Source organism: Rummeliibacillus sp. POC4 (assembly GCF_003576525.1).
Taxonomy (GTDB): Bacteria; Bacillota; Bacilli; order Bacillales_A; family Planococcaceae; genus Rummeliibacillus.
This window is the reverse complement of sequence record NZ_QWUA01000004.1, coordinates 126,302-141,746: the sequence shown is the minus strand read 5'-3', so window position 1 is coordinate 141,746 and position 15,445 is coordinate 126,302. Positions and strand designations below refer to the sequence as shown.

Here is a 15,445-nt window from a genome sequence, read left to right as displayed (position 1 = left end):
AAAGGTGATAAGAGGGTTTAGCCGCTTATCACCTGTTTCTAATCAGAAATTACTCAGCTGCAACCTCTTCAGCTGGAACTGTTGCTTCTTCTTCACCTTGTTTAGATTCGATTAAAGCATCTGCCATTTTAGAAGTTATTAATTTTACAGCACGAATAGCATCGTCATTTGATGGAATAACGTAGTCGATTTCATCTGGGTCACAGTTTGTATCAACCATTGCTACTAATGGAATGTTAAGTTTGCGAGCTTCTGCTACTGCAATACGTTCTTTGCGAGGGTCTACAACAAACATTACGTCTGGTAGATCATGCATGTCACGGATACCGCCTAAGAATTTAACAAGACGTTCGTGTTGTTTTTTAAGTTGAACAACTTCTTTTTTAGGTAGAACTTCAAAAGTTCCGTCTTCTTCCATTTTTTCGATTTCTTTCATACGTGCAACACGTTTTTGAATTGTACCGAAGTTTGTAAGAGTACCACCTAACCAACGTTGGTTGATGAAGTAGTTACCTGAGCGTTCTGCTTCTTCTTGAATAGCTTCTTGAGCTTGTTTTTTAGTACCAACGAAAAGAACTTTACCACCATCTTCGCCAACTTGACGCATGAAGTCGTAAGCTTCTTCTAATTTTTTAACTGTTTTTTGTAAATCGATAATGTAGATACCGTTACGTTCAACAAAAATGTATTTTTTCATTTTTGGGTTCCAACGGCGAGTTTGGTGACCGAAATGTACACCAGCTTCTAGTAATTGTTTCATTGAAATTACTGACATTTGTATTTCCTCCTGATATGGTTTTTTGTCCTCCGCATTCGTCATCTGTAGGAGCAACTCAACTAAGAGCACCTTCTCCTTGCATCAGAATACGTGTGTAATGTAACACCATTTGATAATATATCACAACGCCTTGTCCTCTGCAACTACTTTAATGCTGAAATTTTAATAATAATTCAATTTCAGTCTTTCCTTTTTGCATTAATTTAGCAATTTCTTCAATATCTTTACCATTACGATATAATTCTTGAATTTGCTGTTCTACTGTCAATGATGCTGTAGTGGAATTTGTTTTCTCTTTATCAGCAGCAGGTTCATTTTCTGTAGTAGTAGCTGCTACCGTTGAATTAGGACTATTTTGATAAGCTTTAGCTACCATATTTCGAGGCATATTAAAAGTTGTTTTTATATAGTCTTTATGTTCTTTACCATCGTTTACATTTTCTTCTTTTTCGTATTTTTTATTCATCATTGTTAGTTCTTTAATTAAGCGGTCATTTTCATCACGCATTTCTGCTAAATAAACCCCTATAGCATTGTCCATTTCGTCTTTCAATCTAGATTGACTTTTTTCTACATCCTTCAATTTAGATAGTTTAGTATACAATAAAATGATGAAATAAAAGCTTAATACTTGTCCTATAAATAAAAATAATAATATCGTTGCTACCATGATAACTCCTATCCGCTAAAATCGACAAAATGTCCTTTAAAAGGGTGTTGTGCCTGCTCAAGCGGAGAAGATTTCTGTTCTTTCTTATGTTCATGCTGATTGTCATTTTCTTTTTTATTTGAGGGATCTTCTTCGCTTATTTGAGCAGATTTATCAGATTTCAAAACAGTTGTTCTGTTTTTCTCTAGTTGTTTTTGTAACGCATTATTAGCGAATTCCTGACCGGCATTCACATTTTGTTGTTGTTGTTCTGCTAATTTTCCTGCCTCAAAAGTTTTTGGTAAGGCTATTTGCAATTCCACACCTTTTAAGCTCATAAATTTGCCTCCTGTGAAATCGACTTCGGACTTTACTGCTTTCAAAGTGCTTTACTAGCTTACACGGTTATATGGATGCTCACGTTAAAACTATACATTCTCCATTTCTGCTGACAATAGATTTCTTAATTTAAAAAGTGCCTTTGAATGGATTTGAGAAATTCGAGATGTAGACAAATTTAATAGTTCTCCAATTTCAGTTAACGTTAACTCCTCTGTATAAAATAAACTTAGCACCTGCTGTTCTTTTTCGTTTAAATCTTTTATACATTCAACTAAATCTTCTAATAATTCAGCTTGTACAACTTCCTGTTCTGGCGTCCGAATTTGATCGTCTCTGATGACAAAAGATTTTCCCTCTGAATCATCTTGTTCCGAAGAATATTCATCCATTGATAGAACGTTAGACATAAAATGTTCTTGCATAGTTTGATAAATATCATCTGTATCTACGTCTAATGCCTTTGCAACTTCTTCTGGTGTAACATGACGTTGTAATTGTTGTTCTAACATTTCAATTTGCGATTCTAATTTTTTGGCTTTTTCTCTAGCAGAGCGAGGTAGCCAATCTTCCTTTCGAAGTCCATCGATTATTGCGCCTCGAACACGAAAAGAAGCATATGTATCAAACTTTAGATCTCTCGATAGATCAAATTTGTTAAGTGCATCAAATAATCCCATCATGCCAAGGCTTGTCAATTCATCTCTAGATACATTTTTGGGTAAACCTGTACTAATGCGTTGAACGTGATAAGAGACGAGTGGCGTATATTTTTTTATTAACAAATCTCCCGCACGAGGATCACGTTCAGCTACCCATCTTTGCCAAAGCTGTTGTTCTTCTTTTGAAGTTGGTTGCATCATCGAGACCTCCTCGTTGTATTTTCTAATTCAAATTAATTATATCAAATCACTATTAATAAAGGGAGCTAAATTCAGCTCCCTTTCGAAATTATTCGTCATTTCCCAACATTGTTTTGACAGATTTCGCTAATTTTTCCGCTTGATCTTCAGTAATTTTCTCAGCAGTTTTTTCTTTCTCTATTTCCTCAGCAGTATCACTTTTAGATTGCGCATTCTCATTTTCATCGGTTCCTTGTTCTTGCTCCAATTCTTCTGAAGGATTCTTCATAACAAATGCAATGATAAATCGAACCAAATATGTTACAAAAAATACAACAATCGCAACAACAAACGATTTAACAATAATACTTGTTGGTGTATTTAATGATTGGAACGTCATAAAAAAATAGATTGTAAAAGCAATAACTGCTGCCCAACAATTGTATAAATATGAGCCTACCATTAGATTTCTTTCACTCCTTGGTTTACTGTACGTATATGTAAAATAGAAGTCGTAGTGTCAAACTCTATTGTTCTACCACTACTTCCACCAACATCCTCTGAAACGATTGGTATTGATAGACTTTTTAATTGTTGTTTAACTGCTTCCACATTTCTAGGCCCAATTCGCATAGAGTCACTATTAGAGGCAAATTGGAACATTTGGGCCCCTCCAGCAATTTTTGCTTTCAATTTATATAATTGGGCCCCTTTTTGTTTCAGTTGATTCACCATAGCAGGTATTCCTGTATCGGCAAACTTTGCTTCATTTATCGAATCTCCACGACCTAATTTTGACTCTGGAAGCATAACATGAACTAAACCAGCCATTTTCTTTGATTCATCATAAATAACGACACCTACACATGATCCTAAACCTGAAGTTCTAATTGAATTTGGTGATATTGCAATAGCCATTTGGGCAATTCCTACTTTTACTACTTGAGTATCACTTATTAGCATTTTAAGAGACACCTAAAGCTTTAAAAATGGTTTCAAATGAATCTGGATCTGGGAGTAAGAAAAAATGCCCTCTTACCGTTTCTAAGTCGCCCATATGTTCTTCATAGATTGTCGTATCAATTACTATTACATGATCACCAATTTGCGAAACTTCAACAAGTCCAAAACTAATAATTGCTCCAAACATATCAACAGCTAAAGCAGGTGGAGTCGGATAAATTTTTAGTCCCGTAAAATCTGATAATGCAGATAAATAAGAACCTGATAATATGTTTCCAAGCTCCTGCATAGCTGATAAACCCAATTCTGAAACATTTTCCTTTTTAAAATCAAATAAATCATCATGGGTCAATTTACGAATAAAATGATTTGCTTGCTCTACAGGAAGAATAAAAAACATTCCCCCCTTGGCATCTCCTTCAATTCGTAGATAAATTCCTGCTACTACACTTTCTGCCCCTCCAGCAAATTCCATCATCTCATCAAATGACACCATTTGTACTTTTGGAACTCGCATGTCAATTTTCGTATTTAGCAATCCAGAAAGGGCTGTAGCAGCATGTGCAGCCCCTATATTGCCGATTTCCTTTAAAACATCTAAATGTAAAGACGTAATCCTATTATAAAATGGCATTTGCTTTACCAATCCTTATTTTAAGGTATTTAGAACTTTTTCTAAATTTAATAAAATGAGCAGTCTTTTTTCTACTTTCGCAACACCTGATATAAATTCTTCTTCATAAGATCCCACTACTTCAGGTTGAGGTTCAATAGAAGATGTCGGAATATCCATTACATCGTTCGCAGCATCTACGATAAATCCTACTTCCATATCATCCAGTGTAATAATGATAATGCGTGTATTGTCATCTTCCACTGATGATTTCACATTAAAACGATCCCGAAGGTCAATAATTGGCGTAACGACTCCTCGTAAGTTGATAACGCCCTTAACATATCTTGGTGTCTTCGGTACTCGCGTAATATGCATCGTTTTTTCGATTCCTTGAACTTGACTAACAGGAATCGCATATTCTTTATCCCCTAATTGAAATATAATTACTTTTACACTTTCCACATCAAGTGTAGTTTCCATTAGTAACACCTCTTTCTAAAAAGATATATTATTTAATAAGTGAATTACAGTCTATGATCAATGCAACTTCGCCATTTCCAAGGATAGTTGCACCTGAAATAGCAAATACATTTGTCAAATAGTTTCCTAGAGATTTCAAAACAATTTCTTGTTGTCCAATAAATGAATCGACTACTAAGCCGGCCATTTTTTCTCCTTTTCGAACCAAAACTACAGAATGGAATTCATCATCAGCAGGTTCAGTACGTGTTACTTCAAATATTTCTTCTAAGAAGACAAGTGGAACCACTTTACCACGGAAATCAATTACTTTTTGGTTATGTGCATTCATAATATCTGAATTACGGATGATAGATGTTTCGATAATTGAAGATAGTGGGATTGCATAGATTTCTTTTTCAATTTCAACCAACATAACAGAAATAATAGATAATGTTAGCGGTAATTGAACAGAGAACAATGATCCTTTTCCTTCTGTAGATTCAATTGTGATGTTACCACCTAAAGATTCAATAGTAGATTTTACAACATCAAGGCCTACACCTCGTCCAGATATATCCGAAATTACGTCTGCTGTTGAGAAACCAGATGCCATGATTAACTCATTTACTTGTTTATCTGTCATTGTTTCGGCTACTTCTGGTGTGACAATCCCTTTAGAAAGGGCTTTTTCTAATACTTTTTCACGATTAACTCCTGCACCATCATCTTCTAGTTCGATAAACACATGATTACCACTATGGTAAGCACGTAATTCTACTTTACCTTCTTCTGGTTTTCCAGCAGCCTTACGTACTTCAGGACTTTCAATACCATGATCTAAAGCATTACGAATAAGGTGTACAAGTGGATCTCCTAATTCATCAATTACAGTACGATCTAATTCTGTTTCTGCACCAATTATCTGTAAATTGACTTTTTTATGTAAATCACGAGTTAACTGACGAACCATTTTAGGGAAACGATTAAATACCGTTTCTACTGGAACCATCCTCATTGTCAAAATAATATTTTGTAAATCACCTGATACTCGAGACATTCTTTCCACTGTTTCATTTAATTCACTATGATTCAATTCTGAAGCAATTGATTGTAGACGTCCGCGATCTATAACAAGCTCTTCAAATAGATTCATCAAAATATCTAATCGTTCAATATTGACACGAATTGTTTTACTACTTGCATGAGTAGCTCTCTTTTCAGGAGTTTTCTTTGGTTTTGCCTTTGTCGCTACTGGTTTTGTATTTTTAGGTTCTACGGGTTGAGTAACTTTTTCTTCAGTAGCAGTTGAAGCTAATTCTTGATGGACAAGTGATTGATAATCTAAAGCTTGAATTTTTACATCCTCAACTTCAGATACTTTCAACAATTTTTTTTGTATATCTTCAGAAGTTTCTTTAGTAACTACCGCTACGGAAAATTCACTATCAAATTGTTCTTCTTCTAACTGTTCAACGGTTGGCGATGATTTTATAACATCCCCTAATTTTTCTAAAATATCAAATACCATGTATACGCGTGCAGCTTTTAATAAGCAATCATCACGAAGTTGTATAGCAATTTCATAAGTATTAAAGCCTTGTTCATGGGATTGTTGAATAACGGTTAACTCAAACTCATCAAACTTCATGGAGTCGGTTGTTAATACCTCTTCAACTGTTGGAACTTTTTCTGATTCATTTTTATCAGTATCAGACCCAATTGCTTCACCATTTTCAATTCGTTTTAACTTAGCTACAGTTGCTGATACATCTCGTTTACCGTCTCCACCGTTTGCAATATCATCAATCATCGCTTCTAAATGATCGACTGATTCGAAGACAACATCTAAAATATTTGAGTCTACCGTAATTTTTTCATTTCGAATAGCATCCAAAACGTTTTCCATCTTATGTGTTAAATCTGCTAAATCTTCGAACCCCATTGTTGCTGACATACCTTTTAAGGTATGCGCATTACGGAATATTTCATTGACAATTGCTAAGTCTTGCGGGCTTTGTTCCAATGCTAGTAAATTTTCGTTACAAGATTGAAGATGTTCTTTACTTTCATCTAAAAAAATATCTAAATATTGGTTTGTATCCATTTAATGATCCCCCCTAAGGCAAATATCTCATTATAATAGTCGCAATATCATCAACATCTACTACTTCATCAACTAATCCTGTTGCAACAGCAGATTTAGGCATACCATAAACAACACTTGTATTGGCTGATTCTGCAACAGCAATGACATTACCTTTATTTTTTAAAGCTTGTAATCCTTTTGTCCCATCAGATCCCATGCCTGTCATAATAACAGCAATTTTATCAAAATCATTATAATTACTATTATCTTCAAACATAACATCTACAGACGGCCTATGACCTCCACGTGGTGGTTCAAGATTATCCAGTTCTATGCCATATGACATACCTATTTTGCGGATGCGCAAATGGTAGCCACCTGGTGCGATATACGCCACACCATCTTGCAATAAATCACCTTGCTCAGCCTCTTTAACGGTAATCTTGGACAAATGATCTAAACGATTCGCTAAAGATTTAGTAAAACCTGCCGGCATATGCTGAACGATCAATATAGGTGCTGATATATCTTCTGGCAATCGAGTAATCACTTCTTGTAATGCTCTAGGTCCACCAGTAGAAGTTCCAATCAGAACCATTTTCTTTGAGTGTGAGTTCCAACTTACTTCAGATTTTTTATTAACTACTTTTGAATGGTGCTCTTTATGAAATATTTCCGTAGTTGTATGAGTTGGTATTTTTTCTACTAGACTCTTAGATTTAGTTGTCTTTAACTCAACACTATGTTCTGCATGTCTTAGTTTTGAGACGTGTACAGTTACTGCGTTTTCCACAATTCGAGTAATTTCATCTTGAATCGTTTCGATGTCTAAAGAAATCGGACCACTTGGCTTTGCAATAAAATCGACTGCACCACTTGCCATTGCTTCTAAGGTTATTTGAGCTCCACTCTTTGTTGTACTTGATAGCATGACAACAGGAACTGGACATTCCTTCATAATGACTTTTAATGCCTCAAGACCATTCATCTCTGGCATTTCTACATCCATCGTAACAACATCTGGTTGCAACAATTGAATTTTTTTAATAGCATCTTTTCCATTTCGTGCTGTACCGACAACTCGAATATAGGGATGGTCTACAAAAAACTCTGAAATCATTTTCCTCATAAACGCTGAATCATCAACTATTAAAAGTCTCTTTTGTTGGTCGACTGACAACTAATCACTTCCTTTCGAAAAAATACTCTTTAATTTTGAAATAAACTTATTGGATGAATTTCCGATTACAACTTCACTAATGTTACCTTGCATATATCTAAATGTTATCTTTTTCAACATCTTTGTAATTTGGGCATTTGGATATAAGATAGAAAAAGGAACTTGTTTTTTAACAGCTTGACGAACTAACTTATCCTCAGGCAATGAGCCTAACACAAAGACATCTTTTGATAAGAATCGAAACATTGTTTTTTTTAATCTATTCAATGTATCGGTACCTTCTTCACTTGTTAAAACCCTATTACATAATAAATAGAAATTTTTTTCTCTATCTTTGTAATGGATATATTTCATCATAGAATAAGCATCTGTAATTGATGTTGGTTCAGTTGTAGAAACAACAATAATATCTTCTACAGCAACTAATAAATCAAGTGACCAATTCGTAGCCCCTGCTCCCATATCAAACAAAATATAATCATAACTAGCTTGTAAATTTTCAAATGCTGTCAACAATCGATCAAACATTAATTCGGACCAATCTAACAATCCTGCAAGACCAGTCCCTCCAGATATATAATGTAAATCATTAGTTCCTTCATAGATAACTTGCTCTAATGTGACGTCTCCTTGCAAATAATCTTTTAAACTACTACGTGTTCCTTTACCTAATAGAATATGGATATTTCCCATTCCTATATCCATATCAACTATAATGACCTTTTTACCACAGTTAACTAAAGTAATAGCGAAATTAGTAGTGAAATTACTTTTTCCTACACCACCTTTTCCACTTACTACGGCTATCGACTTTCCTACACTTTTACTTTGTTGCATTTTCATACGTAACGATTCAGCTTGGTCTCTCATTTGTTATCTCCTTGAAAAAGTAAATCTATAACATTTTTCACAGACCCTTCTTCAATATCTTCCGGTACTTCTTGACCATTTGTATAGTAAGCAAGTCCCTTCTTATATTTAACCATTAAATTGACTATTGAGCCAATAGTATTTGTTTCATCTAACTTTGTAAATATTAATTTTTCAACTGAAAATGCTAAGAATTGTTCAATTATTGTTGCCATATCACGTTCTTTTGCTGTTGTAGATAAAACTAAATAATTTTCGACATTTTTTTCAATATCAATTATTTGTTCCAAATCTCTTATATATTTCACTTCTTTATAATTTCTGCCGGCTGTATCAATAAATACTAAATCTAGATTTTTAAATTTCAGTAAGGCCATTTCGTAATCTGCTCTGCTATAAACAATTTCTACTGGAGCTTGTAGTAAGTTCGCATATGTTTTGAGTTGCTCAATTGCAGCAATACGATATGTATCTGTAGTGATAAAGCCTATTTTCTTTTTCTCTTTCAATACAGCATGTGCTGCCATTTTTGCAATTGTCGTAGTTTTACCAACACCAGTGGGACCTAATATATTTATATATTTCTTTTGATAAGAGATTCCTCCAAATGGTAAGTCCTTTAACAAATACGAAATTTGTTTTTTTGCCAACTCTTGCACTTCTTGTTCAGTTAAATTGTGTTTACTATTTTTCACAACCGTAAAGAGCTCATCACTTATCTTAGTGATGAGCTCGGGATCTATCTCCTGATACTCTAATTTCTCTATAACAGTTGATAATTCATCCGGATATTGTACACTTGCTGATTGATGTTTCATAGATTGCATCATTTTCTTTAAATCTGCTAGTTCTTGTTTAATCTCATTTGTTTTGTCTTCTGGAACTTTTGAATCTAACATTATAGGTTTTTGAATCGGTTTAGAAGGGTATAACATTTCGTTTCTATCCGCACGTTCAACACCTGCTATTACCTCAAAACTTTTCTTTTTAAACATTCCTAAAAAACCTTTAGAGTATACAACTTTTGAACTTGCGATAATCGCATCATCACCTAAATCGGCTTGTACCTTTTTCATCGCAGTAGCCATTGAAGATGCTATATATTTTTTCATTTTCATTAAACGTTCACCACTCCAACACTTTGAATTTCAATAGACGATTCAAGTTCATTATACGAAAGAATTGGAATTTGAGGGAAGTATCTTTCCGTCAATTGTCGTAAATACATTCGAACTGCTGGTGAGCATAAGATAACAGGTGATTGTTCAAATAGTGCAATACGTTCAACCTCTTGTGCGATTGACTCTAAAATAGTTTGAGAATCATTTGGTTCCATTGCTAAATAATTACCATGATCAGTTTGTTGAATACTATCAGCAATAATTTTCTCCACTTTTGCTGAAACAGTTAGTACTTTTAGTTCTGTTTGTCCACCAGCATATTGTGCAGTAATTTGACGTGCAAGTGATTGACGAACATATTCTGTTAATACATCCACATCAGACGTTAGTTTAGAATAATCTGCTAATGTTTCAAAAATAACCGATAAATTTTTCACTGAAACATTTTCTTTCAATAATTTTGCCAAAACTTTTTGAATTTCACCAATTGATAGCGGTGTTGGTGTTAATTCATCCACTAATATTGGTGCTGTTTCTCTTAAGTGATCGATCAGTTGTTTTGTTTCTTGACGACCCAATAGTTCAGACGCATTTGCCCGAATAACTTCGGTTAAATGAGTTGACACAACACTAGGCGGATCAACTACTGTATAGCCCAACATTTCAGCTTCTTCTTTAACTTGTTCTGTAATCCATTTAGCTGGTAAACCGAACGATGGTTCTACTGTATCAATACCTTCTATAGAGTCGTCATCGCCAGGACTCATTGCTAAATAATGATCAAGTAATAATTCTCCATGAGCTAATTCGTTTCCCTTAATCTTAATACGATATTCATTTGGTTGAAGTTGAATATTATCTCGAATTCGAACAACTGGAATCACGATTCCTAGTTCAAGTGCTAATTGACGGCGAATCATCACAACCCTGTCAAGTAAGTCCCCACCTTGAGTTGCATCGACTAATGGAATTAAACCATATCCAAATTCAAATTCTATTGGATCTACGTTCAATAAGTTAACAACATTTTCTGGACTTTTTAGATTATCCGTTGTTTCAACCTCTTCTATTTGTTCAAGTTCTTCTATATCTTCTTTTGCGGCATGACTGATACGATACGCCACAATTGCTAATACTGCTGCAACAGGAATCGTATAGATAATCTTAATAGGGGTTACAATTCCAAGGATAAATATAGTTCCAGCCGCTATGTATATTAATGTTGGATTAGCAAATAACTGACCTGTAATATCTGTACTTAAATTACCTTCTGAAGCAGCTCGAGTTACGACAATACCTGTTGCAGTCGAAATAAGTAATGCAGGAACCTGCGATACAAGACCGTCACCGATAGTCAATGTCGTAAACAAATGAACAGCATCAGAAAAATCCATACCTTTTTGCACAATTCCTATGATTAGTCCTACGATTAAATTGATTAGTACAATAATAATTGCAGCAATGGCATCACCTTTTACAAATTTTGTGGCACCATCCATTGAACCGTAGAAATCAGCCTCATTACCTACTTTTTCTCGTCGATGCCTAGCTTCCGTCTCAGATATAAGACCCGCGTTTAAGTCGGCATCAATTGCCATTTGTTTCCCTGGCATTGCATCTAATGTAAAACGTGCAGCAACTTCTGATACACGTTCAGCACCTTTTGTGATAACAATAAATTGAATAATGATTAATATTACGAATACCACTAAACCTACAATTACGTTACCCCCTACTACGAAGGTACCAAATGTTTCAACGACATTACCCGCATCTCCATCACTTAAGATTGCTCGAGTAGTCGATACGTTTAAACCTAAACGGAACAAGGTTAATAATAATAAGAGGGATGGGAAAATTGAAAATTCTAGTGCTTCTTTCATATTCATCGCTGTTAACAATACAAGTAGTGCTAGCGTAATATTGATAATGATTAAAAAGCTTATCAACCATGGTGGTAAAGGGATGATAAGCATTGCAACAACCATAATTACTGCAGCTAATACTCCTATGTCGCGAAACTTCATGTTTGTCCCCCCGAATTAGATCTTTATATTTTTCTTTTAACACGATATACATATGCTAAGACTTCAGCTACAGCTTTAAAAAATTCATCAGGAATATGTTGTCCAATCTCAACCTGATCGTACATCGCCCGGGCTAATGGTCTATTTTCTACCATCACCACTTCATTTTCTTTTGCAATAAATTTAATTTTCTGAGCGACGAAATCTGTACCTTTTGCAACAACTTTAGGCGCATCCATCGTTTCTTCATCATATTTTAATGCAATCGCATAATGAGTTGGGTTTGTAATAACAACATCCGCTTGAGGAACTTCTTGCATCATACGACGCATAGCCATTTCACGTTGTCGTTGTTTAATCTTAGATTTAATAAGCGGATCCCCTTCGGAATTCTTATATTCATCTTTAATATCCTGCTTTGACATTTTCAAGTTTTTTTCGTACTCAAATTTTTGATAAAAATAATCGAGTACCGCTATTATTAATAAGACAACAGATGCAGCTATTCCCATAAAAACTGTTAGCTTCGATACAGTTATAAGGGTTGCCCCTGGTGTTTTAAATGACAAACTTAAAACATCATCAATATTCTTCCACAATATAGCTGTTGTGACAGAACCTATTAACGTAATCTTCAAAATAGACTTTAATAGTTCAATTAACGATTTTACAGAAAACATTCTCTTAATCCCTTTAATCGGATCAAGTTTAGTTAAATCGAATTTTAAAGGTTCTGTAGAAAACAAAAAACCGAATTGTAGAAAGTTCCCTGCAATTCCTGCAATCATTGCAATTGCCATGATTGGTAATATAATTACTGACATTTCAGATAAAACGTCTTTGTATATTTTCACAACTAGCTTGATTGATAAAGTATCGATTAGCATATATTTTGAAAAGGTCTCATTAAAAAAGGACATTATCCCATCTCGCATAGAAGTTCCTGCTATCATTAAAAATAAAAAAACTGAAAGCAAAACTAACGCACTTGTTACATCCTGACTTTTTAATACTTGCCCTTTTTTACGTGCATCTTGTCTTTTTTTAGGTGTTGCTTTTTCTGTCTTTTCTCCTGCAAAAAATTGCAAGTCTAGTTCGAGCAATTGCATCTTATCCACCACCTAAAAGCACCATAAAATCTCGCATACTAATCATCATAAAATTGAAAAGCTTTTGCATTACCGCAACCATAACGCCCATCATTACAATTAGCACGATAAAGCTTACGCCTATTTTCACAGGAAAACCAACGACAAATATATTCAATTGTGGAACTGTACGTGCTGTTATACCCAATGCTATATCTACTAAAAAAAGTGTAGCTACAATTGGAACAGACATTTGAAATGCAATTCCAAAAAGAGTTCCAAAAGTTTTAAGGATAAATCTAGGTAAATCACTAGAACCAAAAGCAGGCCATACATGATCCATTGGAATATATTGATAACTATAAAAAATTCCATCTAATAGTAAATGATGTCCATCTGTGCCGATTAAAACAAGAAGAGCTAATGTGTTAAAGAATTGACCCATTAATGGACTTTGTGCTCCTGTTTGCGGATCAATTACATTCGCGATTGCGAAACCCATTTGGAAATCGATAAAACCACCTGCAATTTGAATAGCAGACATTATCAAATATCCAATAAGACCTATAGAAATACCTACAACTGCCTCTTTCAAGATTAACAATATGTATTCTCCATCAATATCAAATGGTTTTACATCCAACGTATAATACATCATCCACGATAAAACCACTGCCAATGTAATTCTAACTTTCGTTGGAATCGTTTTATAAGAGAAAAAAGGAACAGTAACAAAAAACGCAGAGATTCTAACAAGAATAAGAAGAAAGATGGTTAATTTCGGGACTAATTCTTCCATTTGCTCACCCTATAAAACGTCCTAAATTTTCAAATATATCTTTTGTATATGAAGTCATTTTCGTAAGCATCCAAGGGCCAAAAAAGATAATAGCAATTAGTACTGCAATAATTTTAGGTACAAAAGCAAGCGTTTGTTCTTGAATTTGTGTAGTCGCTTGAAAAATACTAACTAAAAGACCAGTTACTAATGCAACAAGTAATAATGGACCTGATGTTAGTAGTATTACTTTAATCGCTTCTTCTGCAACTTTAATGACTGTTTCTGCTGTCATAACTTTTCATCCCCTAAAAGCTTTCTAATAGTGATTTCACAACAAGATACCAACCATCTACTAATATAAATAATAATATTTTGAATGGTAAAGAAACCATTACTGGTGGTAACATCATCATCCCCATCGACATAAGGACACTTGCAACAATCATATCAATTACTAAAAACGGTATAAAAATCATAAAGCCCATTTGGAACGCCGTTTTCAATTCACTAATCGTAAATGCAGGTACCATTGTTGTAAGAGGGATTTTCTCAATTGTCTTTGGACGTTCTTTTGCCCCAGAATACTTTAGAAATAAATCTAAATCTTTTTGTCTTGTATGCTTACTCATATATTTTTTAAATGGTTTACTAGCTTTTGAGTAGGCTTCATCCAGTGTTATTTTTTCGTCGAATAATGGTTGTAATGCATTTTTATTTACATCTTGAAATGTAGGTGCCATGATGAAAAATGTCAAAAACAAAGCTAAACCGACGATTACTTGGTTTGGCGGCATTTGTTGTGTTGCCAATGCCGTACGTACAAAGGACAAGACAATGACAATTCTAGTAAAACATGTCATCAAGATTAAAATACTTGGTGCTAACGATAAGACAGTTAGCATCAACATCAATTTAACAGTTGTGGAGACATTTGCTGGATTGCTATTGGAGAAGTAATTAACAAAATCACTCATTTATTTTCCCTCTCCTTCTGCTTCCATTCTTCTAATTCCTTTCGACGATCCTGTTGAATTTCTGTTAATCTTTGTTGAAACTCTTCATTAAAATCTTTGTTTGATGAATCAATTTCTGATTCAGTTTGTTTTCTTTTAAATTTTGACACCATTTCTGCAATGTATGGTACTTGTGCTGTAAGCTCTTGCTTTTCATTGTATAAATTTAACAACTGAGCTTTCTCTTCTTGATCAGTAACTTCTTTTAAAATATTCACATCATCACCTACGCCAACAAGGTACAATGAATCTCCTATTTTTAGTAGTTGGACTGACTTTTGTTGGCCAAGCGAAATTCCGCCTAAATTTTGCATTAACTGACTTTGTTGATATTTGTTGTTGCGACTATTTACAAATTTAAGAACGCCATAAAGTAATGCGATTACAAAAATTAGTGCCAATACCATTTTGATGTAATCCCAGGCAGACAAACCGACAGCTGTCGATTGATCTTTTGGATCGACAGCTGACGTATCATCCTTACATTCTTTAGGATTCTTATAACAATCATTAACAGAATTATTGGACTCCGCATAAACAACATTATCCTGTTGAATTGGTTGGTATGAATAAATAGTAAAAAATGATGCAAACAACATCAACTTCAATATTGTTCTATAAAACATTCTA

General features: G+C 34.3%; 18 protein-coding genes. All 18 read right to left on the bottom strand.

Annotated features, from left to right (window positions below):
- Window positions 1–49: 49 nt before the first annotated feature.
- The 18 genes from rpsB to D1606_RS01735 all read right to left on the bottom strand — a co-directional run bounded on the left by rpsB (window position 50) and on the right by D1606_RS01735 (window position 15,441).
- The gene (rpsB, locus tag D1606_RS01820; protein ID WP_119414313.1) at window positions 50–775 is read right to left on the bottom strand and encodes a 30S ribosomal protein S2; all 726 of its coding nucleotides are present in this window, start codon (window positions 773–775) and stop codon (window positions 50–52) included.
- A 151-nt stretch (window positions 776–926) separates the two neighbouring features.
- A complete protein-coding gene (locus tag D1606_RS01815) occupies window positions 927–1,448 on the bottom strand; it encodes a hypothetical protein (RefSeq protein ID WP_119414312.1) in 522 nt (173 codons plus the stop codon).
- Window positions 1,449–1,456: 8 nt separating this feature from the next.
- Complete coding sequence (locus D1606_RS01810; protein WP_119414311.1) at window positions 1,457–1,765, bottom strand: hypothetical protein; 309 nt, start codon at window positions 1,763–1,765, stop codon at window positions 1,457–1,459.
- Between the two features lie 90 nt (window positions 1,766–1,855).
- Window positions 1,856–2,629: a FliA/WhiG family RNA polymerase sigma factor gene (locus tag D1606_RS01805; protein ID WP_299509659.1), complete on the bottom strand. Its 774-nt coding sequence runs from the start codon at window positions 2,627–2,629 to the stop codon at window positions 1,856–1,858.
- Window positions 2,630–2,717: 88 nt separating this feature from the next.
- Window positions 2,718–3,071 (bottom strand): hypothetical protein, encoded by a 354-nt coding sequence (locus D1606_RS01800; protein WP_119414309.1) that lies wholly within the window; start codon window positions 3,069–3,071, stop codon window positions 2,718–2,720.
- A complete protein-coding gene (locus tag D1606_RS01795; RefSeq protein ID WP_119414308.1) occupies window positions 3,071–3,571 on the bottom strand; it encodes a chemotaxis protein CheD in 501 nt (166 codons plus the stop codon). Before D1606_RS01795 ends, D1606_RS01800 begins: the two co-directional genes overlap by 1 nt.
- 1 nt (window position 3,572) lies before the next feature.
- On the bottom strand, window positions 3,573–4,205 hold the full coding sequence (locus tag D1606_RS01790) for a chemotaxis protein CheC (RefSeq protein WP_119414307.1): 633 nt from the start codon (window positions 4,203–4,205) through the stop codon (window positions 3,573–3,575).
- Between the two features lie 15 nt (window positions 4,206–4,220).
- The gene (locus D1606_RS01785; protein ID WP_119414306.1) at window positions 4,221–4,667 is read right to left on the bottom strand and encodes a chemotaxis protein CheW; all 447 of its coding nucleotides are present in this window, start codon (window positions 4,665–4,667) and stop codon (window positions 4,221–4,223) included.
- 28 nt (window positions 4,668–4,695) lie between these two features.
- On the bottom strand, window positions 4,696–6,753 hold the full coding sequence (locus D1606_RS01780; RefSeq protein ID WP_119414305.1) for a chemotaxis protein CheA: 2,058 nt from the start codon (window positions 6,751–6,753) through the stop codon (window positions 4,696–4,698).
- Window positions 6,754–6,766: 13 nt separating this feature from the next.
- Window positions 6,767–7,864 (bottom strand): protein-glutamate methylesterase/protein-glutamine glutaminase, encoded by a 1,098-nt coding sequence (locus tag D1606_RS01775; RefSeq protein WP_233547999.1) that lies wholly within the window; start codon window positions 7,862–7,864, stop codon window positions 6,767–6,769.
- A gap of 51 nt (window positions 7,865–7,915) precedes the next feature.
- Complete coding sequence (locus D1606_RS01770; protein WP_119414303.1) at window positions 7,916–8,785, bottom strand: MinD/ParA family protein; 870 nt, start codon at window positions 8,783–8,785, stop codon at window positions 7,916–7,918.
- Window positions 8,782–9,903: a flagellar biosynthesis GTPase FlhF gene (flhF, locus tag D1606_RS01765; RefSeq protein ID WP_119414302.1), complete on the bottom strand. Its 1,122-nt coding sequence runs from the start codon at window positions 9,901–9,903 to the stop codon at window positions 8,782–8,784. Before flhF ends, D1606_RS01770 begins: the two co-directional genes overlap by 4 nt.
- The gene (flhA, locus tag D1606_RS01760; protein ID WP_119414301.1) at window positions 9,903–11,933 is read right to left on the bottom strand and encodes a flagellar biosynthesis protein FlhA; all 2,031 of its coding nucleotides are present in this window, start codon (window positions 11,931–11,933) and stop codon (window positions 9,903–9,905) included. Before flhA ends, flhF begins: the two co-directional genes overlap by 1 nt.
- Before the next feature lie 23 nt (window positions 11,934–11,956).
- Complete coding sequence (flhB, locus tag D1606_RS01755) at window positions 11,957–13,042, bottom strand: flagellar biosynthesis protein FlhB (protein WP_119414300.1); 1,086 nt, start codon at window positions 13,040–13,042, stop codon at window positions 11,957–11,959.
- Window position 13,043: 1 nt separating this feature from the next.
- Window positions 13,044–13,820: a flagellar biosynthetic protein FliR gene (gene fliR / locus D1606_RS01750; protein WP_119414299.1), complete on the bottom strand. Its 777-nt coding sequence runs from the start codon at window positions 13,818–13,820 to the stop codon at window positions 13,044–13,046.
- Between the two features lie 4 nt (window positions 13,821–13,824).
- Window positions 13,825–14,094: a flagellar biosynthesis protein FliQ gene (gene fliQ, locus D1606_RS01745; protein ID WP_119414298.1), complete on the bottom strand. Its 270-nt coding sequence runs from the start codon at window positions 14,092–14,094 to the stop codon at window positions 13,825–13,827.
- Between the two features lie 13 nt (window positions 14,095–14,107).
- Window positions 14,108–14,776 carry a flagellar type III secretion system pore protein FliP gene (fliP, locus tag D1606_RS01740; RefSeq protein ID WP_119414297.1) on the bottom strand — a complete coding sequence of 223 codons (669 nt, stop codon included), beginning with the start codon at window positions 14,774–14,776 and terminating at the stop codon, window positions 14,108–14,110.
- Window positions 14,773–15,441, bottom strand: a complete 669-nt coding sequence (locus D1606_RS01735) for a flagellar biosynthetic protein FliO (protein ID WP_119414296.1) — start codon at window positions 15,439–15,441, stop codon at window positions 14,773–14,775. Before D1606_RS01735 ends, fliP begins: the two co-directional genes overlap by 4 nt.
- Between the last annotated feature and the right edge of the window lie 4 nt (window positions 15,442–15,445).

What these genes read in the sequence shown, in the direction of transcription:
- rpsB (WP_119414313.1), bottom strand. Translation starts at nt 775, where the DNA reads ATGTCAGTAATTTCAATGAAACAATTACTAGAAGCTGGTGTACATTTC.
- D1606_RS01815 (WP_119414312.1), bottom strand. Translation starts at nt 1,448, where the DNA reads ATGGTAGCAACGATATTATTATTTTTATTTATAGGACAAGTATTAAGC.
- D1606_RS01810 (WP_119414311.1), bottom strand. Translation starts at nt 1,765, where the DNA reads ATGAGCTTAAAAGGTGTGGAATTGCAAATAGCCTTACCAAAAACTTTT.
- D1606_RS01805 (WP_299509659.1), bottom strand. Translation starts at nt 2,629, where the DNA reads ATGATGCAACCAACTTCAAAAGAAGAACAACAGCTTTGGCAAAGATGG.
- D1606_RS01800 (WP_119414309.1), bottom strand. Translation starts at nt 3,071, where the DNA reads ATGGTAGGCTCATATTTATACAATTGTTGGGCAGCAGTTATTGCTTTT.
- D1606_RS01795 (WP_119414308.1), bottom strand. Translation starts at nt 3,571, where the DNA reads ATGCTAATAAGTGATACTCAAGTAGTAAAAGTAGGAATTGCCCAAATG.
- D1606_RS01790 (WP_119414307.1), bottom strand. Translation starts at nt 4,205, where the DNA reads ATGCCATTTTATAATAGGATTACGTCTTTACATTTAGATGTTTTAAAG.
- D1606_RS01785 (WP_119414306.1), bottom strand. Translation starts at nt 4,667, where the DNA reads ATGGAAACTACACTTGATGTGGAAAGTGTAAAAGTAATTATATTTCAA.
- D1606_RS01780 (WP_119414305.1), bottom strand. Translation starts at nt 6,753, where the DNA reads ATGGATACAAACCAATATTTAGATATTTTTTTAGATGAAAGTAAAGAA.
- D1606_RS01775 (WP_233547999.1), bottom strand. Translation starts at nt 7,864, where the DNA reads ATGAGGAAAATGATTTCAGAGTTTTTTGTAGACCATCCCTATATTCGA.
- D1606_RS01770 (WP_119414303.1), bottom strand. Translation starts at nt 8,785, where the DNA reads ATGAGAGACCAAGCTGAATCGTTACGTATGAAAATGCAACAAAGTAAA.
- flhF (WP_119414302.1), bottom strand. Translation starts at nt 9,903, where the DNA reads ATGAAAATGAAAAAATATATAGCATCTTCAATGGCTACTGCGATGAAA.
- flhA (WP_119414301.1), bottom strand. Translation starts at nt 11,933, where the DNA reads ATGAAGTTTCGCGACATAGGAGTATTAGCTGCAGTAATTATGGTTGTT.
- flhB (WP_119414300.1), bottom strand. Translation starts at nt 13,042, where the DNA reads ATGCAATTGCTCGAACTAGACTTGCAATTTTTTGCAGGAGAAAAGACA.
- fliR (WP_119414299.1), bottom strand. Translation starts at nt 13,820, where the DNA reads ATGGAAGAATTAGTCCCGAAATTAACCATCTTTCTTCTTATTCTTGTT.
- fliQ (WP_119414298.1), bottom strand. Translation starts at nt 14,094, where the DNA reads ATGACAGCAGAAACAGTCATTAAAGTTGCAGAAGAAGCGATTAAAGTA.
- fliP (WP_119414297.1), bottom strand. Translation starts at nt 14,776, where the DNA reads ATGAGTGATTTTGTTAATTACTTCTCCAATAGCAATCCAGCAAATGTC.
- D1606_RS01735 (WP_119414296.1), bottom strand. Translation starts at nt 15,441, where the DNA reads ATGTTTTATAGAACAATATTGAAGTTGATGTTGTTTGCATCATTTTTT.